Origin of the sequence: Commensalibacter sp. B14384M2 (genome assembly GCF_016101865.1) — a bacterium.
GTDB lineage: Bacteria > Pseudomonadota > Alphaproteobacteria > Acetobacterales > Acetobacteraceae > Commensalibacter > Commensalibacter melissae.
Map to the genome: position 1 here is coordinate 326,289 of NZ_JACFPS010000001.1, position 23,444 is coordinate 349,732.

Consider the following 23,444-nt stretch of genomic DNA (forward strand, 5'->3'; position numbering starts at 1 on the left):
TTTACCTTTTTGATATGGAATCATTATAAACCAATTTGCGCGATAAATGGAAATTCGCTAGCATTCCAGTCATTGCACCAATAATTAAAGGTATAAAAGCATAGTACCTAAAAAACGAATTTAGGAAAAATAAAAAGAAAACAACTCCTCTATTGCAACAAAAACCAAGAATGTTGGTCATAATAAATCGTATCCATTGTGCAAAGATAGAATGACGATGATTAATATTTCCAAATGTCCAGAGTCTGTTTATGAACCAGTTAGAACTTGCGGCTATAAAATAAGCGGCAAGGGTTGCCATGGTTAATCCAGTTAAGGGTCGTAACAAGTATACAGCTAGAATATCAATTCCCAGACCGGATGATCCAACAATACCAAATTTGATAAATTGAAAAAATTGTTGTTTATGACCGATTGATATCAAAAAGAACCTTCAAAAATAAATTGGCCTGATTGTTTTTCAAAATAAAAAGAGATACTTAATTCTAAGTATCTCTTTTACATTATTCAGATAATTTCTTGAAAATTATTTAAGAATAATTTCTACGCGACGGTTTTGTGGTTCACGTGTATTTGGTCCTGTTGGAACCAATGGATGAGATTCACCATAACCGTGAATATCAATTGCTGTTGCTGGAACACCGTCACGGATTAATTCAGCTTTCACGCTTTTGGCACGTCTGATTGAAAGACCCATGTTATAGCGTTGACCACGAGGACCTGGATGTGCAGAAGAGTTATCTGTATATCCGTTAACCTCGATACGTGTTGTTTGAACACGTGTTGAAGCCTGAGCAGCTTCTCTTACGATTTCACGTGCACGAGGTGTCAATGCTGATTTGTCGAAATCGAAGAATACTAGGTAGGTGCGAGCTACAGATGGTTGTGGTGGAGCAACTACAGTTGGTGGAGCTGGAGGGGGTGCTGGTGGTGCGGTGTCAAATGCATAACGCAGACCCAGAATAAATTGATGATTGAAGCGGTGATCCATTTTAACGCCTCTGTGGCTGTTATAATGATTTCCGCCAACCCATGCACTTGAATTGTATGAACGATGATCATCCAATTGACCCATCATACGGTATTCAGTTGTAACTGCCAATCCTGGAACGCCTGGGATATCATAGGCGGCACCGACGATACCTTGATAGGCAAAGCTTCCACCTGTTCCACCGATACGGTTTTTATTGCCATTACGGTAAACTGTATCTAATGGAGCCATATTTTGCCAGAGATAACCGGCACCAATACCCACGAATGGGGTGACAGGGACGTCAATGCCGAATTGACGCAAGTCAATATCATAAAGAACATTGATCAATCCGCCATAACCTTGGTCATGTCCTTTGGTTTTGTATGCGGAAACAGGGGTTCCATGACGTCCGCTGATGTTGGAGTAGTTATAGACACCTTCAACTTCCACGCGGAGACCGTTACCAAATCCCCAACCAAAAGAACCCATGGTTGTGAAACCGGTATTATGGCGCAGTTTTGATGAGGTTCCCTTACCGTTATCAAGCCTGCCACCGGCATTGGTACCATTTTTGAAATGGGCATGTTGTGTTTGAACAAGGTTATAACCGCCACCTAAGCTAACATAAGGGCCAGTAATTGTGCTAGCCATCGCTGCGGCGGGAGTAGCAACCGCGAAAGTCGTTGCAAGCAATGCAGTGCGAAGACGCATCTTGACACATCCTTCTTTTATAAGTTTCGAGCGATAGACCGCCAATTAAGGCGGAAGCTCTTTAAATTTATACTCTATAATTTACTATAATCTATATCTTTGAAAAATTAGAAGGATTTTAATGCGGTGATTATAGTTATTAATGTAATGTAACTAAAAAAACACAGAAAAGGGCTTTACCTTCTAATTTCTATAAAGATTTTCAGATATTCGGCAATTTATAAAAGATTTTATTGAATGACAATCATTCATATATACTTTATTGATTAGAATTAATTCATGTGTTTTATATGCAACAATTTTAGTCCTGTATACAACCGTCCTCGATTAGGAGACTATACAGCTGTTTTTCACTAACATCTTGTGATGTGAAAGCTTTTCCTATCCCATCGACAAGTATAAACGTTATTTTATTGTTTTGGCTTTTTTTATCATGTTTCAAATGATTAAGAAGATTTGAGGCCCGTATGGATTGAGGAAGCCTTTTTATTGTAACAGGTAGGTTTACAGATTCGAAATGATGAATGACACGTTGTGTGTCTTTCTCCGGACATATGCCCATTTGGGTGCATAATTTGAAGATCAGGCAGCAACCCAGTGCAACGGCTTCTCCGTGCAGTAAACGACCATCATAACCCAGTTCCGCTTCCAGGGTATGTCCCAAGCTGTGACCGAGATTCAGGAGGTTTCTGCCTGTCGATTGCTGTTCATATTCATCATTTTGAATAACCCTTGCTTTAAATTGACAAGCCATTTCGATGGCCTTGGCCAGACAGGTATGTTCTTTATTTATGACTTTTTTACCGTTTTTTTCACACCATTTGAATAATTCTGGATCATTGATCAAACCGGCTTTAACAATCTCTGCATAACCGGCCTGTAATTCTCTTTGAGGGAGTGTGTCCAAAATCTTTGTATCTGCGAGAACGGCTTTTGGTTGGTAAAAGGCCCCAAGCAGATTCTTACCCACCGATGTATTGATACCGGTTTTTCCGCCTACGGAAGAATCGACTTGAGAAAGCAGGGTGGTAGGGATTTGAATGAATGGCACTCCACGTAACACGGTGGCAGCTGAAAATCCTGCCAAATCTCCTGTAACACCACCACCGAATGCCAAAATCGTTGAATTTCGCTCAACCCCTTTTTCTAACAATGTTTGCGTGACTTTTTCATAATATTGAAAGGATTTTGTTTTTTCCCCAGGAGGAAGCAGGATAACTTCATAATTTACGTGTACTAAATCAAGACTATGGATAAGTTTGTCCAGATGAAGGTCGGCAACTGTCTGATCCGCCAGAATAAAAACTTTCTTTTGCTTTAATAAAGGTAAAATCAGTGTTCCACATTGCTGTAATATATCAGAACCAATGATTACGTCGTAATGATTTTTTGACAGGGTTATGGGTAAAATATGCATTTTACTTGAATTTTCTAGAGCTGAGATAACAAGATTAATTGTTGTATCAATGTCTTTATCCTTACATTCAACGACAATATCTGCCTCGGCATAGACAGGGTAACGTTTTTCCATAAGGGAGGAAAGTATCTCTTTTTTATTATCGACATTCAATAAGGGGCGGTTGGTATTTTTGGAAACGCGCTTGAAAAGTGTTTCCAGATCACAATGTAGCCAAAGGGTGGTTGCTTTTTCCTTTAAGGTTTTTCTTGTCTCCGGATGCATGTAGGCCCCACCACCTGTTGCGAGAATCAAGGGGGCTTGATCCAATAAACGTTGGATAACCTGGTTTTCCACACGACGGAATTCCTCTTCTCCATATTGTTCGAAAATATCGGCGATACTGCATCCAGCCGTAGTTTCTATTTCTTTATCCGAATCGATGAAGGGTATGGAAAGCAAGTCTGCGATTTTTTTACCAATCGTTGTTTTTCCAGCCCCCATCAGACCGATTAAAACAAGTGGTCGATTTAGTAATTTGCTAGGTATATCAGTCATGTGGTCGATCAAATACAGGAATAAAAATTGATAAATTGAGATTTTATTTAATTTTTGAAAGAATTTATAAAATCCAGACTATTAAAAATTAATTGTAGTATGGTATGAAATCAAGCTGTTATTATTAAAACATCAACGAGTAATTTTACATCAGGAAGCCATAATGCGTCGATTATTTGTTATTCTCTTTGGATTAATAGTTATATTGCTTGTGGCAGGGGTAGTGTTTTTTGGCTTGCAAACACCCGAAACGCCGATCAGAGAAGTTCACAAGGTTATTTCCATTCCCAAAGCCCAGCAATATACAACTTTGCCATCCGTACCTGTTGTCCCTGGCGCTCCCCCCATTATCGTTCCCTACAACAATGCAAACGCTCATAATGCTTCAGCGCCTGCTCCTATGAACACTCCAACAATTCCCCAGCCTGGAAAAGTTCCTGGAAATGCGTTGAATACAATGCCCAATCAATAGATTTTGAATAAATCATGAACAGGGATCTGATTGATTTCTTTTTGGAAATGCTGGTGGCAGAGAGAGGGGTTACCGCAAATACATATCAGGCGTATCAAACTGATTTAAAAGATTTTATGGATTATTTGCAAGCCAGAGATCTAGAAATAGACAGGGTTTCTAAACGTGATATTCATCAATATTTTGAATTTTTGGGTCGAGAGGGAAAAACAGCGCGAACAGCAATAAGAAGGTTATCATGTCTGCGTCAGTTTTATGGTTTTTTGGTTCAGGAGAATATTCGCTCCGATGATCCCACTTATTTAATGCAATCCCCCTCTTTGCCACAATCATTACCCAAATATCTGAGCGAACAGGAAGTTTTTAACCTGTTATCAGCAAGTGAATTCCTTGACGATTACAGACGGTCACTTGTTGCCAAGGCAGCTTTGGAAATTCTGTATAGTTCGGGATTACGCATATCTGAGTTGTTATCTCTGCGCAAGGACCAGATTCAGCAAGCAACAAAAATTTTGCGAATATACGGAAAAGGCAGACGTGAAAGGTTAATACCTGTTTCAGATGCAGCGGTAAAAGCGGCATTGGTGCTTAAAAAAAATGATGCGAGTTTAAAGAGTGTCTTTCTGTTTCCTGGACGAAACCCGCAAAATCATTTAACGCGGCAGGGATTTGATAAAATATTGTTCGAAGTCGCATTAAAGGCCAATCTTGATCCTTGCAGGCTGTCTCCCCATGTTTTACGTCATTCATTTGCCAGTCATATGTTGGCACATGGGGCAGATTTGCGTTCATTGCAGATGATGTTGGGGCATGCTGATATTTCGACGACACAAATTTATACCCATTTACAGACTGAACACCTAAAAAAAATAGTGCAGGATTTTCATCCCCTGAGTATGAAAAAATAATTTTATTAAAAAAATATTGTAATTTATACAATTAAAAATTTATTTGATTGATAATATACATTACACTGATCTGTTATTAACGTTTAATTGGTAATCTTTTATAATCATGCGTCAATTTTTGGACTTTGAAAAATCCGTTGCAGAACTCGAAAATAAAATTTATGAATTGCAACGTGTTGAAACCGCCACAGAAATTAATATTGCCGAAGAATTGCAAACGCTTACGGAAAAGGCTGAAAAACAGCTGCGAGTTATATATAATAAACTAACACCCTGGCAAAAAGTTCAGGTGTCACGACACGCGCAACGTCCGCATGCTTTGGATTATATCAAAGGTATGATTGAAAACTTCATGCCATTGGCAGGGGATCGTCTTTATGCAGAAGATCATGCCATTACCGGTGGATTGGGAAGATTCAAAGGGCAATCTGTTGTTGTGATCGGGATAGAGCGAGGTTCCGATCTTGATACAAGACTAAAGCATAATTTTGGGATGGCCAGGCCTGAAGGATATAGAAAAGCTCAACGTTTAATTAAACTGGCAGGACAATTTAATTTACCGATTATCATGTTGATTGACACGCCAGGAGCATGGCCTGGAATTGATGCGGAACAACATGGTCAGGCTGAAGCCATTGCAAAATCAATTGAGACATGCCTTAGGGCAACAACTCCCATTGTTTCCGTTATCATTGGTGAAGGTGGATCGGGAGGGGCAATCGCTCTGGCAACGGCTGACAAAATTCTGATGCTTGAACATGCGATTTATTCAGTTATTTCTCCTGAGGCTTGTTCCTCCATATTATGGCGGGATGCATCACAAGCGGCTCAGGCGGCAGGCGCATTACGTTTGACGGCTCAGGATTTGTTGAAATTCAAATTAATTGATCAAATTATCGAGGAACCGGTTGGTGGAGCGCAACGAGATCCAGAGACTGCGATCAGTAATGTTCAAAAGGCGATTGAAGCTGCATTTGGCGAACTCGCCTTAGTTCCAGAACAGGTTCTTCAGGCTAAACGTAGAAATAAGTTCCTCGCCATGGGGCGTGAGGAAATAAACTAGTTAAAACCAGGGTTCAAATGGGCTCACCTTCGTGCGGGTCGTATCCCATCCGGATAAACAACTGATGGATTTGTTGAGCGGCACGCTGAACGGCATCTTGGTCCTGACCTTTGACAACCAATGCTATTCCATTTTGATCTTCATTTTTGTAAAATGGATAGGATCCAATATCAAGGTTATGAAACTGATCCTGTATATGTGCTAGATCATGCGCAATTTTGCCTTCAGAGGCATGAAAAGCGTACCAGCTTTTTGAAACAATTGGCTTGCCATGGTGTAAGGTGGGCAATATTTGATCAAACATTGCACGCATGATTTGGGGAACGCCAGCCATAACATATACATTGTTGATTACATATCCCGGCGCTACGGATACAGGATTGGGAATGGGCGTAGCCCCTAGTGGGAAACGAGCCATTTTTCTATGGGCGTCATTATATTTTTCCTTGCCAATATGTTCTTCCAATAATCGGGATATTTCTGGATGAATTGGATTGGGTACACCAAACGCCTCTGCTATAGCCTCGGAAGTTATATCATCATGGGTAGGACCGATTCCCCCTGTAGAAAACACATAATCATATGCAGCACGTAATTCATTAACTGTTTTGATGATTATTTTTTGATCATCAGGAATGATACGGGTTTCTATGAGTTTAATTCCGGAACAGGTTAATCCTTTCGCAATATAATTTATATTCACGTCTTGGGTACGGCCTGAAAGAATTTCATTTCCGATAACCATAATTGAAGCAGTTGGATTTAGAGTCATTTTACAAAAGTCCAATTGTTAAAACAGTTACAATATTTAAGTATTGAAAAATTACAGAGAATTATATTTAAAATTAAGAATTGTTTAAGAAAATTCCTAAGTAAATGTTTAGTATAAACAGTTTTATGTTAAAACAATTATTATTGCAAATATTGAATTTCATTTTGTTTAATTTAAAAAGCCTTTCAAAAAGGGGTTTATAATGATTACAATTAATTCGTCATGTCCATCCGCCATTTGGGAAACCCAATCAGAATTGGGGGAGGGGGTTATGTGGAATGCCTCTGAAAAAGCGGTTTATTTTATTGATATTGAGGGCAAAAAAATTCATCAATACCGCTTAAATGACAATCAGAAGAAAAGCTGGAATACTCACAAGAAACCTACATTTTTTTTTCCAACCAATCGACCTGTTTATTTATGCGGTATGGAAGACGGTTTATATTGGTTTAGCCTATTTAATGGCAGTGTGACGTTATTTTATCCCTTAGAGGAAAAATTTCCAAATAATCGAATTAATGATGGATATATTGATGCCAAAGGTCAACTTTGGTTTGGATCAATGGATGAAAAAGAAAAAAAATTAACAGGATCCCTCTATTTGTTAAAATGGGATCAGGCTAAACCTTATGTAATAAGGCAGGATAGGGAATATGCGGTACTTAATGGGCCTGTAATTGATGAAGACAAACAGATCCTATATTGCAGTCATTCCAATGCACATGAAATTTTTTCGTTTGATATTGAAGATGGGCAAAAACTTGCAAACAAACGACTTTTTTTAAAAGAAATGGAAGGATATCCTGATGGCATGGCGCTTGATTGCGAGAACAATCTGTGGGTTTGTCTTTATCAAGGATATAAAATAAATGTCTATTCCTCTGATGGACAAAAATTGAAATCAATAGATTTTCCTTGTCCGAATTTAACCAAAATAGCTTTTGGTGGTAATGATTTAAAAACGGCTTTTGTTACATCGGCACGTGCCAAAATATCAAAAAAAGATCTTGAAAAATATCCAAAAGCTGGTGCCTTATTCACTTTTGACAATAATATTGCTGGAAAAAGGCAGAATATTTTTCATATTCCTGACGAGGTAAGATTAGAAGAGTAAATCCTTCAAGAGTGGAATAAATGGTTTGTCAGCCTCCAAGACAAGATAATGGTCAAGTTCATTGGCGGTAACCCATGCAAGTTGCTGTTTTTCTCTTGGTATGGGGTCACCTTTCCAACGATGACATACATATAATGGCATCAATAAATGAAAATCCTGATATTCATGGGATGCGAATGTGAATGGGGCGAGACAGCTTTTAGAAATATCGACATTTATTTCTTCTTTCAATTCTCGAATCAATGCTGTTTCAGGTGTTTCCCCAGGTTCAACTTTTCCGCCTGGAAATTCCCACATTCCTGCCATTGATTTTCCCTCCGGACGACGGGCGAGTAAAAGCCTACCTTCAATATCAATAAGTGCGGCGGCTACAACTAACAATATTTTTTTTTCTTTTGATGTATAAATATTTTGATTGGGTGTGAAATTGTTGGGACAAATATCTTCCCGTTGTAAAAGGAAATATGAGACGGGTTGTTCAACAGCACGAGCTAAAAATTTCTCCTTGCCCTGACCATAGGGTTGAAAATCACATTTTTTCAAAACCGCTATAGAGGCAACATTGTCATCAGCGGCAGTGGCATGAATGTAATTGATATTTAGATTGGCTAACGCCCAATTTGTTAAGCGTTTCAAGGCTCGGGTAGCGATATTATTGCCCCAGTATCTCTGAGCAACCCAATATCCTATTTTGGCAGATTGTTCTGCCATATTCAGGGTTAAACCTATACAACCTACAACTGTGTCCGGATTGGTTTGTGTATCGATAATTGAAAAGTGATAGGATTGTCCCGCCCTGATTTGCTGAAGGGTGGCTTCAAACCATTTTTCCAATAATTCTTGTGAGTAAGGAAATGGCACGTCACTCAGCATTTTTGCAATATTCCAATCATTAATATGATTATGTATGCTTTTGATATCCTTTTTTTGGATCAATCGTAAAAGATATTGATCAATTTGTAAGGTTGGAATGGATAAATGCGGATGTATAACCATTTATAAACACCTTGATTCAAAAAATTAACTTTAAATAATATAAGGGAAAAGTTGTTTTATGATTTACGGGGATTCTTTACGTGCGGCTATTAGAAATTCTTTATTGCCTTCAGGGCCGGTAATGGGACTAGTCTCAATTCCCAATACTTGCCAGTTGGGCAGATTTTGCCACCAATTATTAATGTCTTGGCAAATTTTTGTATGAATCTCAGGATCGCGGACAACTCCTTTTGATCCAATATGTTCGCGTCCAGCTTCAAATTGGGGTTTGATCAACGCCATTGCCCATCCGCCAGTTTGACATAGGGATAAGGCGGCAGGTAAAATTGTTTTTAGACTAATAAAGCTTGCATCACAGACGATGACTTGAATGGGATCCGGAATTATTTCTGATGTAAGATAGCGGGCATTACATTTTTCTTTCACGATCACGCGTGTATTCTGACGTATTTTCCATGCCAATTGTCCATGCCCAACATCGACTGCGTATACCTTATTCGCTTCATTCGTTAATAAAACATCGGTAAACCCTCCTGTGGAGGCCCCGATATCAAGGCAATTTAACCCCTTGGGGGATAAATTGAAAGATTTCAATCCATGATCCAGTTTTAAACCACCACGCGATACCCAAGGATGTTCTTGATTTTTAATAGTAAGTTCAATGGTTTCAGATACGATATCCCCTGCCTTATGAATTCGACGATCTTTCGTAAAAACCAGCCCCGCCATAATCAAGGCCTGCGCTTTTGTACGACTTTCAACCATGCCTCTTTCAAAGAGAAGTATATCGACGCGTTTTTTAGTGTTAGCCATTATTGAATGGGTATTTGTTTATTGTAAATCAATTTCTTCTGGTAATAACATAATTTGCCAAAGCGCGTAAATTATCGGCGGCGGATCCGAAAGGTTCTAAATGACGGATAGCTTTACTGATAAGTCTGTTTGCTTCCTTTTTTGCATCTTCAATTCCAAGCAAAGAAACGAATGTTGATTTTCCAGAGGCATTATCCTTACCGGCTGTTTTACCAAGTTCCTCTGCACTTGCCGTGGCATCAAGAATGTCATCAGCGATCTGGAAAGCTGTTCCCAAATCTCGACCATAGCTGATGATATGATTGCGCAAGTCGGCATTTGCTTGGCCTAAAATGGCTCCAGCTTCAGCGGAATAACAAATTAGGCGGCCTGTTTTCATGGCATGCAAGTTGATTACCTCAGGAAGGGTCAGATGACGATTTTCACCTTCCATATCAATAACTTGTCCACCGACCATCCCATTGGCTCCACTTGCTTCAGCAAGGGACTTAACCAGTTCAATACGAATATCCGGGTTTTCGCTGACATCTTCCCACGTTAAAATTTCGAAGGCTTTGGTTTGTAAAGCATCACCGGCAAGAATGGCAATCGCCTCACCGAATTTAATATGGGTGGAGGGTTTTCCCCGACGCAGATCATCATCATCCATTGCCGGTAAATCATCATGAATTAATGAATAGGCATGAAGCATTTCAACAGAAGCGCCCACATAAAGCGCGCTTTTCATTGGGATATTGAAGAGAGAAGCGACTTCTGTAACAAGATAACCCCTTAATCTTTTCCCCCCCCCAAGTACAGCGTAGCGCATTGCCTCAATCAGATTTGCCTCGCCCCCCTTCATTCTGGGAAGGAATTTATCAAGTGTTGTTTCAAGGCTTTGGGCACGTGATGAAAGCGATTGATTAAGAGACTGATTTTGTGCTTCAACAGAAGTCATGGTAATTAACCCTAAATTTATTCAATAGTTTCAGTATCAAGGCTTTGGTTATCTTTTTCGACAATCATTTTTACCCGAGCCTCGGCTTCATTCAATTTTTTTTCACAATAACGTCGAAGTAAGGCACCGCGTTCATAAGATACGATGGCTTCTTCAAGTTTTTGTTGTCCAGTTTCCAAATTATGAACGATTTTTTCCAATTCATTCAATGCATCCTCAAATGAAAGGGAAGAGAGATCATCTGTCATGTTGAACTTCCAACAAGTTTAATATCTGATAAATATTATTCTTTATACCTCTTTTGAAAAAAGAAACCAATTTATAGATTTAAAAATTGTTTTGTGCAATTTTACTTTTTTTTATCAGAAAAGATAAATTATTTCCCTGTTCTGAAAAAGCAATCAGTGAATGACCCGTTTTACGACAGAATTCATGAAAATCCTTGATTGTATGACGATCTGTCGTCAAGACACGTAAACAATCCCCAGGTTCAAGAGTTTGTAAAACCCGATTAGCCTTCAAAATAGGTAAGGGGCATCGCAACTCTTTGAGATCTAAAATAATTTCACCCATATCAAACCCTGTAACTATAAATTAAAAAATATTATCAGAATTATAAATATGAGCAAATTGATGAATTTTAAACCACAGATTTAATTTTATTGTATCGACACATAATGATTCGACAGATACTTATCAAAATTAAGGTAAGGCAGCTAAGTGTAATTTGATTTCGACTGTCATGATTAAAAAACATGGCAAAAATCACCATGGCAAACGACATGATTGTAAACCACGATAGATAAGGGAAAAACCACATCTTAAATGTTAGTTTTTGTTTGGTTCGTTCCAATTTTGAGCGAATTACGATTTCAGATAAACCGATTGCAATATAGACAAACAGGATAATGGATCCAGCGCAGCTTAAAATATAAGTGAAAAAAACTTTTGGCGAAATTACCGAGAAAATCGAAATTATTATACCGATGATGGAGGCGGTAATAATTGCTCTTTTGGGAACTCCATTTTTATTGGTATGAATTAGCCATCTGGGTGCATCATTAAATTCTGCCAGTTCAAAGAGTGTACGGGAGGTTGCGTAAATAGATGAGTTTAAGCAAGAGAGAATAGCAATCAGGATGGTCATTGCCATAATATCCGAGGCATATGGAATTTCAAGCTTTTGCAAAACCATTAGAAAAGGTGATATCCCCGGGATTACATAATTCCAGGGCAGGATAGAGACAATAATTCCAATTGAAATAACGTAAAAGGTGATAACTCGGAAAATAATTGTTTTACTGGCATAAGCGACATTCTCCGCAGGTTTATCGGATTCAGCTGCCGCTATGGTAGCCACTTCGGATCCAGTAACTGTAAATAGAATGGTTGGAATGATTGTGAAAACGGCAAGAATGCCTTTTGGAAAAAAGCTTTGGAAATGCCATATATTATTAATTTTTGTTGTGTAATATCCACCCAAATGGCTTATTGCTATACCGCCAAGAATAATAAAGGCCGTAATAGCTAGGATTTTAAGCAGGGCAAACCAGAATTCAAATTCACCATATCCCTTGACAGAAAATAGATTGGTTATCATCATGATAATAACCAATAAAGGTCCCAGAACCATGGTTGCCAGAAATGTGTATTGTTCGGGAATATGCATGTAATGTAGTAAAATAATACCACCGGCTATGGCCTCGGCAGCAATGGCAGAAATCCAGAAAAGCCAGTACCCCCATCCTAATATAAAGGTAACATGATCGCCAAGTCCACGGCGGATATGATTGAGAAAGGAACCTGCCTCTGGTTTTTCAATAACCAATTCGCCAAGCATTCGCATAACAAAAAAAATGAGAAATCCAGTAATGACATAGGACAAAAGAACAGCAGGTCCCGTTTGCTTAATTGAGGCAGAGGCACCTACAAAAAGACCGGCCCCAATAATACCACCGATAGAGATCATGATAATATGGCGGCGTTGGAGGGTGTGTGCTAATTGCCCATCGGAATATGAAAGGGCTGTTTTTTCTTGATGTTTTTTTTCTTGCAATGCCATTTTCCCATATTAAAATTTGTAGATTGATTTTGTAATAATAAAATGTATGTAATATTTAATCCTGAAATAGGAGGTATAAAGGAATTTTAATTATCTTTAAAGATAGATAATTGTTATTATATTTCGCAATTTGAGTTTTTAAAGGTTGAGTATTGTAAAGAATTAATCACGATAATGTTATTTATGTAATTTTGTTATAGATAAATTTCATTATTGATACCAAAATTTAGAATGCCTAAAATTTTTCAATAAAGTATCATTTCGAGATTTTCAACAATTTAATTGTTTCTAGCCACTCTATAAAATATATTGGAGTGGCTGAAATTATCATTTATTTTTTATCTGTTTCAACAGTTTCATTAGATTTTTTTACTGCCACTTTTGGTACACTGATTGCCAAGGACAATTCTTTTAATCGTTCTGCAGAAATCGGGGCAGGCGCTTTCATCATTAAATCCTCACCTTGTTGATTTAATGGGAATAGAATAACCTCACGAATATTGGGTTCATCCATCAGAAGCATGACCATGCGATCAATACCAGGTGCGGCACCTCCATGAGGCGGAGCTCCATAACGGAATGCGTTTAGCATACCACCAAAACGCTTTTCGACTTCTTCCTCTGGATATCCGGCAATTTCAAAGGCTTTGATCATGATGTCAGGTCGATGATTTCGAATTGCACCTGAAGAAAGTTCAATACCATTGCAGACGATATCATATTGATATGCATTAATTTCCAAAGGATTCTTGTTTATCAGTGCTTCAAGTCCACCCTGAGGCATGGAGAAGGGATTGTGAGAGAAATCAATCAATCCGGTTTCTTCATTGATTTCATACATAGGGAAATCAACAATCCAACAGAAACGGAAGGCGTTTTTCTCAATTAGATCAAGTTCTGTTGCAATTTTTGTTCGAACAGAACCGGAAAATTTAACCATATCAGGGCCCTGTCCAGCTACAAAGAAAACAGCATCGCCACTTTTTAAATGACAGGCCTGGCGGATCATTTCACAACGTTCTTCATCCAAATTTTTGGCAATTGGTCCTTTTGCCCCATTGTCTTCAAAGATGATGTATCCCAAACCACCCGCTTTTTCTTCTCTGGCCCATTTATTCAACTTATCGAAAAAAGAGCGGGGAAATGATCCTGCACCAGGAGCGGGAACAGCACGAACTTCTCCTCCTGCCTCAACAATTTTTGCAAAGAGACCAAAACTAGAATTTTTGAACGCTTCGGAAACATCAACAAGTTTTAAGGGGTTTCTTAAATCTGGTTTATCACTGCCATATTCTTTCATGGCTTGTTTATAGGGAATACGTTCAAAGGGTGCTGAACTTACAGTATGTGTAGGTGCAAATTCCTTGAAAATGCCCTCCATAACAGGTTCCAGCGTTCCAAAAACATCTTCTTGAGTGACAAAAGACATTTCAAAATCAAGTTGATAAAATTCTCCTGGAGAACGATCCGCACGTGCAGCCTCGTCACGGAAACAGGGGGCTATTTGGAAATAGCGGTCAAAACCAGCCACCATTGCAAGCTGTTTGAATTGTTGCGGTGCCTGTGGCAATGCATAAAATTTTCCAGGATGTAGACGGGCAGGAACCAGAAAATCCCTGGCACCTTCAGGTGAAGAAGCTGTCAGGATAGGAGTTTGTAATTCAGTGAAACCCTGTTCAATCATTCTATGGCGAAGGCTTGCAATAATGTTTGACCTTAACATCAGATTGCGATGAACCCGTTCTCGACGCAGATCGATATAACGATATTTTAAACGTAAATCTTCCGGATAGTTTTCGTTGCCAGTCACTTGAAAAGGCAATACGTCAGCTTCGGAAATAATTTCAAGATTTTCAGCCTGAATTTCAATTTGTCCTGTTGGCAGTTTTGGATTAACGGTTTCTCCTTCACGAGCGACAACCTTACCTGTAATGCAAATAACGCTTTCCACTCTCAATCTTTCCGCAGTGTTCATCAAAGGTGAATTGGCGGGAATAACAATCTGGGTAATACCAAAATGGTCGCGCAAATCGATAAAAAGTAAACCCCCATGATCTCTTTTACTATGAATCCATCCAGAAAGCTTGACAGTTGATCCAACATCCTGGGATCTTAGAGCGGCACAATTATGAGTGCGGTAGCGATGCATTGATATATCCTGTTTAAATTAAAATAATTAATTTTTTGATTATAAAGCGATTAATCAATTGCTTTACACGTTTTTAAAAAATTATAAAAGGACATCATATAATTCTGTTGATTAATATGATAAAAAAAGTGAGTATTTTAGCTTTAGGTTTTCAGACTAGTTCAATATATTTCAAAATTGCTTCAAGCTGTTTTGGATTTTTAAAAAGATCGTTTAAAGAATATTGATTGAGTGTTTTATAAAAATTATTCATTGCCTCGATTAAAAATGCAGGTAGGTTGCAAGTGCATTGAATAAGGCATTGATCGCATTTGACATAGGTTTCATCTTCCTCTGTGTTGCGAATAATGTCTCCAAGTTTGATACTGCCAGCATCTTTGTTTAAAGTTAATCCTCCATTTCTTCCACGTAATGTTTTGATAAACCCTTGTTTACCCAATCTATGGACAATTTTCATTAGATGGTTTTGTGAAATCGAATAACAAGTCGCAATTTCATGGATAGAACAAAGCCGATCATGATGAACATGTAAATAGATCAGGGTTCTTAACGCATAATCTGTATATCGGGAAAGTTGCATAATATGTTGATAACTTTTATTGTTTCGAATATGTATATTATATATACATTTATAAAAAGTTTGAATGATTTTTTGTTTTGGCATAATAATAAAGGCTTAAAAGTAATTCTTTTAAGCCTTTATAAAAAAACGAAAATTACCGTTTCCACCAGCCGGAACGTGGCGTTTTGGTCGGTGTATCATCTATGACAATGGGCTGAATTAAGGGTTGTTCGTTATTTTCATCAGCTTCCTTGGTTTTTTTGGGTTTTCGAAGCGTTGTTTTTTTGGCTGTAGTTGTTTTACGTGCTCTGGTAGTTTTTTTGATCTTCGTTTCCTTTTCCTCTTTATTATCCGATTTTTCCTCGGTTTCGTTTTCTTTTGACTCTTTTTTGCTTGATGCTCTTTTACGTGTCGTTTTGGTGGTGCCTGTGGATTTGGTGGTTTTAGTAGCCCGTCGACGTTTTGGAGCAGGTTTTTCCTCTTTTATTTCCAGATTATCTGAAGTTTCATCCTCTTTATTTACAGCGTCAGAATTATCAATAACTTGATTTATCAAAGATTCAGTTTCTTCATGCTGATTCTGGCTTTTATCGGCATCAATTTCAATTGAAACAAAGGTTGGAGTCACAGTTATTTCTTCAGGTTTTTCATTGATGACAGGTTCTGGTATAGGTTCAGCCTCAAGAATGGGAGTAAAGTCATTATTTTTTTGAGCCTTACCTTGTCCTCTTTTATAACGGTTACGACGGGAATGATGGGGTTGTTTTTTATCCCTGGAGTTACTGTATGTTTTTTTGTTTTCCTTATATTGTTCCGAATAAGAATCGAGATTTGTATCGTCTTGTTTATGCTCTATGGAGACAGAATTTTGACGTAATACTTTTGATTCAGGTTTTAGATCAATAACTTTATTCTCTATCTCATCTTGTCTATAATCTGTTTTTGAATTTGTCTGATATTCAAGATAGGATTGGATTGGTATTTCCCTGACAAAAAGATTCTCCTGAACTACATTTGGTGTAGATTGAAGTATTTCATCATCAGGTTCTATATCAAGTGAGGAATCAGTTTTGCTTGAAAAACGGACATTATGAGAGGACAGGGTTGAATCAATTGTAAATTCAATCTTGATTTTATATTTCTTTTCAATATCCGCCAGCCATCTGCGTTTTTGGTTGAGAATATTCAAGGCAATTTCACCGGATGAAATGGAAACGGTTAAAATTCCTGGTTTGATTTTACGAGCTTCTTCATCAATCTGTCTGATGATTTGTAAAGAAATATTGGCGTCACTTCGAATAATACCTGTTCCATTACAAGCGGAACATGGAGTGAAGGCAAATTCAGCAATAGAGGGACGTAATCTTTGACGGGTCATTTCCAGTAAGCCAAAGGAGGAGATGGAACCGATCTGAATTCGTGCACGGTCTTTGTGAAGTAGAGATTTCAAACGACGTTCAACAATATGATTATGCTTCTTGTTTTCCATATCAATGAAATCGATAACGATTAATCCAGCCAGATCTCTCAACCTTAACTGGCGTGCAATTTCATTGGCGGCTTCCTGATTGGTTCTCAATGCAGTTTCTTCAAGATCTTTTTCCTTGATTGAACGGCCTGAATTTACATCAATAGCCACTAAAGCCTCTGTTTGATTAATGACTAAATATCCCCCTGATTTTAGTTGGACAATCGGGGAAAGCATTTGATCAATCAAATTTTCAACCTTGTAATAAGAAAAAAGAGATTGTTTTTGATCTCTCCACAGATGAAGCTTATGTACATTTTGCGGCATCAATGCACGCATATAATCTCTCGCTTGGGACCAAGCATCCTCGCCATCTATCAAAATCTCATTAATATCTTGTGTATAATTATCACGTAATGTCAATTTCAATAAGTTGGAATCTTCATAAATAAGAGCTGGCGCAATCGACTTCATGGTTAGATTGCGTATTTCATCCCATAAGTGAAGCAGATATTCCCCATCTTTTAGGGTATCCGCTTTTGGGCATTGGGCTCCTGCAGTACGGATAATCATTCCCATATGTGATGGGATATTCAGTTCAGTGATAATATCCTTCAACCGTTTTCTTTCAGATGGTGAAGTGATTTTTCTAGAAATTCCGCCATTCCGTAAGGAATTTGGCATTAAAACACAATAGCGTCCTGCCAAAGATAGATAGGTTGTTAATGCCGCGCCTTTATTTCCACGTTCTTCTTTTACCACTTGAACGAGGATAATTTGTCTTTTATGAATAACTTCCTGAATTTTATAGTTCTTGATTATGCTATTATGGGAATGAACCATGTCTTCATAATAGGAAGGCTGATCTGGATCCAATTCTTGATCCGGATTTGGTTCTTCCTCCATTTTATTTAATTCTTGGATTTCCAGCAGTTTTTTTCGGTCTGCAACGGGAATTTGATAATAATCAGGGTGAATTTCATTAAAAGCTAAAAAACCATGGCGATTTCCACCATAATCAACAAAAGCAGCCTGTAGACTGGGTTCAATTCTGATTACTTTGGCTAGGTAGATATTACCTTTTATTTGTTTCTTTGCGGAATTTTCAATATCATATCCCTCGATGTAATTGCCATCAAGGATCACGACGCGTGTTTCTTCTTTATAGCTGGCATCAATCAGCATTTTTTTATTCATGTTTTACTAATACTCCGGTGATTGTAGTCACAATCCATAGTTTTTTGAAGAAATGCTTTTTGTTGGAAACATGTTTTTAATTATTGTCTTAAGGGAAATGTAACCATGAAGCATTTTTAATTAGGAATTTCGATCATTTTTTGTTTATTTCTGAATTGTTATAAGATTTAAAATAATTTTAAATTCTAGATTGCTTTCATTAAATTTTTGTAAATATTAAATGGACATATTTTCGCTATCAAAAATAAACAATAATTTATAGGACTTTATAGGTTATTGATTTGTTATTAAAAATAAAGACCTACAATTATTTTAATATCTCAAAACGCGTTATGAAAGCAAAGGTTTTTTGTTGCTAAAAACGTGATTTATGGCTTTTGATCAAAAAAAATGTAGAATTATTGCAATAATGTCGAATTATACACTGAATCCTATTTCGGGTATACAGATTTTTAGACATGAATTAACATTATTAATATACATTTTGATAAGGTAATATAGATTGAAATGGCTTTAAATTTTTCCAGACGAAATACGTTATTAATGTCAATAGGAGTTTTGTTTCCTTCCTTTTCATTTGCCATGAAACAAAAAAGGCAAAAAAGAATTGGAACAATTGGAAAAGGTTGTAATCAAGTTAAATCCACTTCCAAGATGAGGACATTCAAAGGTAAAACCAAGACGCCAGCTATCATTGGCAAAGCCAGACCTGCTTTACCATTAATTGTGCTGGATCCTGGTCATGGTGGAAAGGATCCTGGAGCCATAGGATATTCTGGAACCTATGAAAAACATGTTGCATACGCTACGGCTGTGGAACTTGCCAATCAGTTGAGACGCTCCGGACGATATCAAGTTTATCTGACAAGAAGCTCAGATCATTTTATTCCCTTGAATGGACGTGTAGAGTTTGCCCAGAAAAAAGGGGCGAACCTTTTTATATCGATGCATGCGGATGCCTTGCGGAATTCATCTGTGCGAGGTGCAAGTGTCTATACTTTATCCAATCATGCATCTGATGCACAATCTGCTGCATTGGCTTCAGTTGAAAATCAAGCTGATCGTTATGGTGGCCCCAATATTCATGTAACTTCTCCAGCGGTGGAAAAGATATTGGCCAGTCTGGTTAAAATGGAAACAAAAAAAGAATCTGTAGCAATGGCGCAAAATGTTGTCTTATCGTTTAATTCCCGTGTTGGTTTATTGCCTAATCCCAAAAGACATGCCGCTTTTGTGGTTTTGAAATCGGTAAACATTCCATCAATTCTTGTTGAAATGGGGTTTATGTCTAATCGTAAAGATGAGGCCGCTTTACGTCAGTCTTCATATAGACAGTTAATAGCCATGTCCATGAAAAATGCTGTTGATCGGTATTTTACAATTGGCGGAAGTGTAACACATTTAACGGGCTAAAAAATAGGACTTGCTTTTTTTGGGGAAAAGTGATGTCATATCAGCATGAAATTTATGGTATTCTCTCTTATGGAAAAAAAATTTTTCTATTTTAAAAATAGAGAACGGATATCTGTGTTTTGTTTGATCTTTCAACTTAGCAGCCCCTAGGTAAGATAACCTTGTAAAATAGGTTATCTTATTTAGGGGTTTTTTTTGTAATTTCCTTTAAAAATTTATTTTTTCATAGGCAAACTGAGGGCGTGAGTTGCGTCCAGAATATGCCTGTAAACGATTATGAAGGTTCATCGGATATGAATATAAATCATCCATCATTTGGAAAAATTGACAAAAATAGAGTTATTTTTTTTGATACAACGTTACGTGATGGTGAACAGTCCCCAGGTTTTTCAATGAATTTGGATGAAAAACTGAGAATGGCTAGAATATTGACTGAATTAGGAGTTGATGTAATCGAGGCAGGATTTCCCGTTGCGTCAACAGGAGATTTTGAAAGTGTTTACAGAATTGCTGAGCTAATCAAAGATTCAGTTATTTGTAGCTTGGCACGTTCAGGTGGTAAAAATGATATTGAAAAGGCGGGGGAAGCTTTAAAACCGGCCAAGCGTAAACGTATTCATAATTTCATTTCGACTTCTCCACTGCATATGAAATATAAATTGCGTATGGAACCTGAAACCGTTTTGGAAATTATTGCCGATGGAAATAAAAAGGCCAGACAATTTACAGATGACGTTCAATGGTCAGCGGAGGATGGATCACGCACAGACCCAGATTTTTTATGTCGCTGTGTTGAAGTGGCCATTAAAAATGGAGCGACAACAATTAACATTCCTGATACGGTTGGTTATTCAACTCCTGAAGATATGCGTCGTATATTTAAAGATTTGTTGGAACGGGTTCCAGGTGCTGATCAGGTCATTTTTTCTTGTCATAACCATAATGATTTGGGATTAGGGGTGGCTAATACTATCGCATCACTGCAAGGTGGAGCAAGGCAAGTTGAGTGTACGATCAATGGAATTGGTGAACGAGCCGGGAATGCTGCCCTGGAAGAAATAACAATGATTTTACGGACACGTCATGATGAATTTCCTTATGATAACAGGATAATTTCTAAGAAATTATTAAATGCCTCACGGACTTTATCAACGATTACCGGGTTCGATGTGCAACCGAATAAGGCAATTGTAGGTAGAAACGCATTTGCACATGAAAGTGGTATCCATCAAGATGGAATGTTGAAAAATGCAGAAACCTACGAGATCATGACACCTGAAAGTGTAGGCTGGAACCGTTCCTCTTTTGTTTTGGGTAAACATTCGGGTCGAGCTGCTTTTAGGGACAAATTAAAATCATTGGGATATGATGAATTTTCTGATGAGAAATTAAACGAGGCGTTTCAGCGATTCAAGACGTTGGCTGATCAAAAGAAGACGGTTTACGATGATGATATTTCGGCTTTGGTTGATGATGAAGTCAGAGATCATGAATTTATCCGGTTTATTGATATGTCAATTAAAAGTGGGATAAGAGCTTCTGAGGTTTTATTGACTCTTGAAGTTGACAAACAAAATAAAAAAATCGAATTTACGGGAAATAGCGGGTCGGTTGACGCAGCTTTTAATGCGATTAGGAAAATTTTCCCTCATCCTGAAGCAACATTATCCCTATTTTCGATCGGGGCTGTTACGCAGGGAACGGATGCACAGGCAAAAACAACTGTAAGGTTGGAAGAGAATGGCAAAACAGTTGATGGTCAAGGAACAGATGTTGATACCGTGGTTTCTGCTGTTAAGGCCTATGTCCATGCTTTAAATAAATTGTTAACAAAGCGTCAGCGACAGAAACCAGAAAACGTTTCTTAAAAATGGAACGGCGTTTTGACGCCGTTTTTGATTAACGACGGGATGAATTGTAATTATTAACTGGTTGCTGACGATATTGCTGGTTTTGATAGTACTGATTATTATAATTGGGTCCTGGACGATTAGGCGTTGTCAAAGCGCCAACACCTGCCCCTAACGCTCCACCAGATAAAGCTCCAATAGCGGCTCCTCTTCCCCCTCCTGCAAGGGCCCCGATGGCTGCTCCGGTTCCACCACCAATAAGTGCACCAGTTCCTGCCCTTCCACCAGCACTATAGCCATTATCACAGGCAGTTAAAAAAGAAACAGATAATATAACGGTTGAAAACCCCAAAAAAGTTTGTTTGCTAATTCTAAACATTTATAAATTCTCCTTGTTATTTATTTATATAAAACATGTTTTTTGTCATTTTTATGAAAATTTGATTTTTGATTATTAAAATTAATTTTTAAAAAGACATAAAAAAGTCAGAATAAAACGTATAAACAGTGAAACATAAATAATATGCTAAGGGGGTTTAAATAATTATATTTTCGATTCGTTTTTTTTAAATGAATTTTTATTTAAATGAGAAAAATAGTATTCAAAATAGGTAATTACATTGTAGAAGATGATTTTTTTTACATTTTTTTTTAGTGAACGATACTTTAAGGTAAAAATAATATATAAGGCTATATAGCATTTGCCAGATAACGCTTGCTCCATTGGTTGTAAATGAGTAAGTCGAAAGGAAATACTGTGAAAAGTAGGGGTTGGTAATTTCTATCAAATTGTGATGATAGAAATTTAAGACAAATTTTTGTTAGAATTATAAGTTTGTTGTCGGGAGTTTTGGATGTTTTCTCGTCTGTTTGGTTTTATGTCTGCAGACATGGCAATTGATCTTGGAACGGCTAATACACTAGTCTATGTCAAAGGTCGTGGAATAGTATTGAATGAACCATCAGTTGTTGCCATTGCTGATGTTCGTGGGAAAAAGCAGGTTTTGGCCGTTGGGGAAGAGGCCAAAAATATGGTGGGAAGAACGCCTGGTAATATAACTGCTATACGGCCAATGCGGGATGGTGTCATTGCGGATTTTGAAGTTGCGGAAGAGATGATTAAGCATTTCATACATAAAGTGCATAATCGTCGTATGTTTGCCAGCCCGCAAATCGTAATTTGTGTTCCATCGGGATCAACGGCCGTTGAAAGGCGAGCTATTCAGGAAAGCGCAGAAAGTGCAGGTGCTCGACGGGTTCAGCTGATTGAAGAACCTATGGCTGCTGCAATTGGGGCCGGTTTGCCAGTTACGGAACCCTCTGGCAGCATGATTGTTGATATCGGAGGAGGTACGACCGAGGTTGCAGTAATTTCCCTGGGGGGAATTGTTTATGCGCGTTCCGTTCGAGTTGGTGGTGACCGAATGGATGATGCCATCATTGCCTATATACGTCGTAATCATAATCTTTTAATTGGAGAGAGTTCAGCGGAAAAATTGAAAATGGAACTGGGAGCCGCCATTCCCGATTCCTCCAAGGAGGATGGCGGTCCTTGGCGTGAAGTAAAAGGCCGAGATTTGATGAATGGAGTGCCAAGGGAAGTTTTGGTTTCCCAGGAGCAAATTGCCGATAGTTTGGCTGAACCGGTCTCTCAAATTGTCGAGGCAGTATCCGTTGCTTTAGAAAATACCCCTCCGGAACTGGCTGCAGATATTGTTGATAAAGGTATTATGTTGACAGGTGGGGGCAGTCAATTGCTTCGACTGGATGATGTTTTGCGACAGGCGACAGGGTTACCTATTATTGTTGCAGAAAATCCATTGGACTGTGTGGCTTTGGGAACAGGACGTGCATTGGAGGAAATGAAAAAGCTTAGGAATGTTTTAACAACTATGTATTAGTTGTTACGTCAACACAATTGAGAAAATATAAAAAATAGCGTTAATATTAATAAGCAATATACAGTTTGGTATATTGCTCATCTTATATATTAAGTAGCTGGTTTAAAATGAAAAATAACGTAAAAATAT

Annotated in this window: 21 protein-coding genes; 7 read left to right on the plus strand and 14 right to left on the minus strand. The window is 38.0% G+C overall.

The genetic code is table 11. The features are described 5' to 3' along the window. Position 1 precedes the first annotated feature (1 nt). The 3 genes from H3R33_RS01495 to aroB form a co-directional block, all read right to left on the minus strand. Positions 2 to 424 carry a GtrA family protein gene (locus H3R33_RS01495; protein WP_198184594.1) on the minus strand — a complete coding sequence of 141 codons (423 nt, stop codon included), beginning with the start codon at positions 422 to 424 and terminating at the stop codon, positions 2 to 4. Between the two features lie 102 nt (positions 425 to 526). After that, positions 527 to 1,684 (minus strand): OmpA family protein, encoded by a 1,158-nt coding sequence (locus H3R33_RS01500; RefSeq protein ID WP_110438312.1) that lies wholly within the window; start codon positions 1,682 to 1,684, stop codon positions 527 to 529. 301 nt (positions 1,685 to 1,985) lie between these two features. Further along, positions 1,986 to 3,638 carry a 3-dehydroquinate synthase gene (aroB, locus tag H3R33_RS01505; protein ID WP_198184595.1) on the minus strand — a complete coding sequence of 551 codons (1,653 nt, stop codon included), beginning with the start codon at positions 3,636 to 3,638 and terminating at the stop codon, positions 1,986 to 1,988. Positions 3,639 to 3,801: 163 nt separating this feature from the next. On the opposite strand from aroB, the gene H3R33_RS01510 reads away from it, so the two are divergent. The 3 genes from H3R33_RS01510 to H3R33_RS01520 all read left to right on the plus strand — a co-directional run bounded on the left by H3R33_RS01510 (position 3,802) and on the right by H3R33_RS01520 (position 6,081). Then, positions 3,802 to 4,110 carry a hypothetical protein gene (locus H3R33_RS01510; protein WP_198184596.1) on the plus strand — a complete coding sequence of 103 codons (309 nt, stop codon included), beginning with the start codon at positions 3,802 to 3,804 and terminating at the stop codon, positions 4,108 to 4,110. 14 nt (positions 4,111 to 4,124) lie between these two features. After that, a complete protein-coding gene (locus H3R33_RS01515) occupies positions 4,125 to 5,018 on the plus strand; it encodes a tyrosine recombinase (protein ID WP_110438309.1) in 894 nt (297 codons plus the stop codon). A gap of 106 nt (positions 5,019 to 5,124) precedes the next feature. Continuing rightward, positions 5,125 to 6,081: an acetyl-CoA carboxylase carboxyltransferase subunit alpha gene (locus tag H3R33_RS01520; protein WP_198184597.1), complete on the plus strand. Its 957-nt coding sequence runs from the start codon at positions 5,125 to 5,127 to the stop codon at positions 6,079 to 6,081. 13 nt (positions 6,082 to 6,094) lie between these two features. On the opposite strand, the gene H3R33_RS01525 is transcribed toward H3R33_RS01520, so the two are convergent. Next, the gene (locus H3R33_RS01525) at positions 6,095 to 6,853 is read right to left on the minus strand and encodes a molybdopterin-binding protein (RefSeq protein WP_155565711.1); all 759 of its coding nucleotides are present in this window, start codon (positions 6,851 to 6,853) and stop codon (positions 6,095 to 6,097) included. Between the two features lie 202 nt (positions 6,854 to 7,055). Between H3R33_RS01525 and H3R33_RS01530 the strand changes: the two genes are divergently transcribed. After that, positions 7,056 to 7,967, plus strand: coding sequence for an SMP-30/gluconolactonase/LRE family protein (locus H3R33_RS01530; RefSeq protein WP_198184598.1), 912 nt, complete (start codon positions 7,056 to 7,058; stop codon positions 7,965 to 7,967). On the opposite strand, the gene H3R33_RS01535 is transcribed toward H3R33_RS01530, so the two are convergent. The 9 genes from H3R33_RS01535 to H3R33_RS01575 all read right to left on the minus strand — a co-directional run bounded on the left by H3R33_RS01535 (position 7,956) and on the right by H3R33_RS01575 (position 18,151). Beyond that, entirely contained in the window at positions 7,956 to 8,963 is a 1,008-nt protein-coding gene (locus H3R33_RS01535) for a bifunctional GNAT family N-acetyltransferase/(deoxy)nucleoside triphosphate pyrophosphohydrolase (protein ID WP_198184599.1), read from the minus strand. The genes H3R33_RS01530 and H3R33_RS01535 overlap by 12 nt on opposite strands. A 63-nt stretch (positions 8,964 to 9,026) precedes the next feature. Beyond that, a complete protein-coding gene (locus tag H3R33_RS01540; protein ID WP_198184600.1) occupies positions 9,027 to 9,776 on the minus strand; it encodes a TlyA family RNA methyltransferase in 750 nt (249 codons plus the stop codon). Between the two features lie 28 nt (positions 9,777 to 9,804). After that, positions 9,805 to 10,713, minus strand: a complete 909-nt coding sequence (locus H3R33_RS01545) for a polyprenyl synthetase family protein (protein WP_198184601.1) — start codon at positions 10,711 to 10,713, stop codon at positions 9,805 to 9,807. Between the two features lie 17 nt (positions 10,714 to 10,730). Continuing rightward, on the minus strand, positions 10,731 to 10,961 hold the full coding sequence (locus tag H3R33_RS01550) for an exodeoxyribonuclease VII small subunit (protein ID WP_110438302.1): 231 nt from the start codon (positions 10,959 to 10,961) through the stop codon (positions 10,731 to 10,733). A 79-nt stretch (positions 10,962 to 11,040) separates the two neighbouring features. Next, positions 11,041 to 11,286, minus strand: a complete 246-nt coding sequence (locus H3R33_RS01555; RefSeq protein WP_198184602.1) for a sulfurtransferase TusA family protein — start codon at positions 11,284 to 11,286, stop codon at positions 11,041 to 11,043. Positions 11,287 to 11,353: 67 nt separating this feature from the next. Next, the gene (locus H3R33_RS01560) at positions 11,354 to 12,775 is read right to left on the minus strand and encodes an amino acid permease (protein WP_198184603.1); all 1,422 of its coding nucleotides are present in this window, start codon (positions 12,773 to 12,775) and stop codon (positions 11,354 to 11,356) included. Positions 12,776 to 13,106: 331 nt separating this feature from the next. Continuing rightward, positions 13,107 to 14,924: an aspartate--tRNA ligase gene (aspS, locus tag H3R33_RS01565; protein WP_198184604.1), complete on the minus strand. Its 1,818-nt coding sequence runs from the start codon at positions 14,922 to 14,924 to the stop codon at positions 13,107 to 13,109. A gap of 151 nt (positions 14,925 to 15,075) precedes the next feature. Beyond that, on the minus strand, positions 15,076 to 15,504 hold the full coding sequence (locus tag H3R33_RS01570) for an Rrf2 family transcriptional regulator (protein WP_110438610.1): 429 nt from the start codon (positions 15,502 to 15,504) through the stop codon (positions 15,076 to 15,078). 136 nt (positions 15,505 to 15,640) lie between these two features. After that, a complete protein-coding gene (locus tag H3R33_RS01575) occupies positions 15,641 to 18,151 on the minus strand; it encodes a ribonuclease E/G (RefSeq protein WP_198184605.1) in 2,511 nt (836 codons plus the stop codon). Between the two features lie 507 nt (positions 18,152 to 18,658). Between H3R33_RS01575 and H3R33_RS01580 the strand changes: the two genes are divergently transcribed. Together H3R33_RS01580 and H3R33_RS01585 are read left to right on the plus strand one after the other, a co-directional pair. After that, the gene (locus H3R33_RS01580; RefSeq protein WP_198184606.1) at positions 18,659 to 19,564 is read left to right on the plus strand and encodes an N-acetylmuramoyl-L-alanine amidase; all 906 of its coding nucleotides are present in this window, start codon (positions 18,659 to 18,661) and stop codon (positions 19,562 to 19,564) included. Between the two features lie 293 nt (positions 19,565 to 19,857). Beyond that, positions 19,858 to 21,432 carry a 2-isopropylmalate synthase gene (locus H3R33_RS01585; protein WP_155568309.1) on the plus strand — a complete coding sequence of 525 codons (1,575 nt, stop codon included), beginning with the start codon at positions 19,858 to 19,860 and terminating at the stop codon, positions 21,430 to 21,432. 31 nt (positions 21,433 to 21,463) lie between these two features. On the opposite strand, the gene H3R33_RS01590 is transcribed toward H3R33_RS01585, so the two are convergent. Beyond that, positions 21,464 to 21,793 carry a hypothetical protein gene (locus tag H3R33_RS01590; RefSeq protein ID WP_196424715.1) on the minus strand — a complete coding sequence of 110 codons (330 nt, stop codon included), beginning with the start codon at positions 21,791 to 21,793 and terminating at the stop codon, positions 21,464 to 21,466. A 475-nt stretch (positions 21,794 to 22,268) separates the two neighbouring features. Here H3R33_RS01590 and H3R33_RS01595 point away from each other — a divergent pair, with 475 nt between their 5' ends. After that, on the plus strand, positions 22,269 to 23,315 hold the full coding sequence (locus H3R33_RS01595) for a rod shape-determining protein (protein ID WP_110438296.1): 1,047 nt from the start codon (positions 22,269 to 22,271) through the stop codon (positions 23,313 to 23,315). Positions 23,316 to 23,444 lie beyond the last annotated feature (129 nt).

Coding starts and splice junctions, on each gene's coding strand:
- H3R33_RS01500 (WP_110438312.1), bottom strand. CDS start 1,684: ATGCGTCTTCGCACTGCATTGCTTGCAACGACTTTCGCGGTTGCTACT.
- aroB (WP_198184595.1), bottom strand. CDS start 3,638: ATGACTGATATACCTAGCAAATTACTAAATCGACCACTTGTTTTAATC.
- H3R33_RS01510 (WP_198184596.1), top strand. CDS start 3,802: ATGCGTCGATTATTTGTTATTCTCTTTGGATTAATAGTTATATTGCTT.
- H3R33_RS01515 (WP_110438309.1), top strand. CDS start 4,125: ATGAACAGGGATCTGATTGATTTCTTTTTGGAAATGCTGGTGGCAGAG.
- H3R33_RS01520 (WP_198184597.1), top strand. CDS start 5,125: ATGCGTCAATTTTTGGACTTTGAAAAATCCGTTGCAGAACTCGAAAAT.
- H3R33_RS01525 (WP_155565711.1), bottom strand. CDS start 6,853: ATGACTCTAAATCCAACTGCTTCAATTATGGTTATCGGAAATGAAATT.
- H3R33_RS01530 (WP_198184598.1), top strand. CDS start 7,056: ATGATTACAATTAATTCGTCATGTCCATCCGCCATTTGGGAAACCCAA.
- H3R33_RS01535 (WP_198184599.1), bottom strand. CDS start 8,963: ATGGTTATACATCCGCATTTATCCATTCCAACCTTACAAATTGATCAA.
- H3R33_RS01540 (WP_198184600.1), bottom strand. CDS start 9,776: ATGGCTAACACTAAAAAACGCGTCGATATACTTCTCTTTGAAAGAGGC.
- H3R33_RS01545 (WP_198184601.1), bottom strand. CDS start 10,713: ATGACTTCTGTTGAAGCACAAAATCAGTCTCTTAATCAATCGCTTTCA.
- H3R33_RS01550 (WP_110438302.1), bottom strand. CDS start 10,961: ATGACAGATGATCTCTCTTCCCTTTCATTTGAGGATGCATTGAATGAA.
- H3R33_RS01555 (WP_198184602.1), bottom strand. CDS start 11,286: ATGGGTGAAATTATTTTAGATCTCAAAGAGTTGCGATGCCCCTTACCT.
- H3R33_RS01560 (WP_198184603.1), bottom strand. CDS start 12,775: ATGGCATTGCAAGAAAAAAAACATCAAGAAAAAACAGCCCTTTCATAT.
- aspS (WP_198184604.1), bottom strand. CDS start 14,924: ATGCATCGCTACCGCACTCATAATTGTGCCGCTCTAAGATCCCAGGAT.
- H3R33_RS01570 (WP_110438610.1), bottom strand. CDS start 15,504: ATGCAACTTTCCCGATATACAGATTATGCGTTAAGAACCCTGATCTAT.
- H3R33_RS01575 (WP_198184605.1), bottom strand. CDS start 18,151: ATGAATAAAAAAATGCTGATTGATGCCAGCTATAAAGAAGAAACACGC.
- H3R33_RS01580 (WP_198184606.1), top strand. CDS start 18,659: ATGGCTTTAAATTTTTCCAGACGAAATACGTTATTAATGTCAATAGGA.
- H3R33_RS01585 (WP_155568309.1), top strand. CDS start 19,858: ATGAATATAAATCATCCATCATTTGGAAAAATTGACAAAAATAGAGTT.
- H3R33_RS01590 (WP_196424715.1), bottom strand. CDS start 21,793: ATGTTTAGAATTAGCAAACAAACTTTTTTGGGGTTTTCAACCGTTATA.
- H3R33_RS01595 (WP_110438296.1), top strand. CDS start 22,269: ATGTTTTCTCGTCTGTTTGGTTTTATGTCTGCAGACATGGCAATTGAT.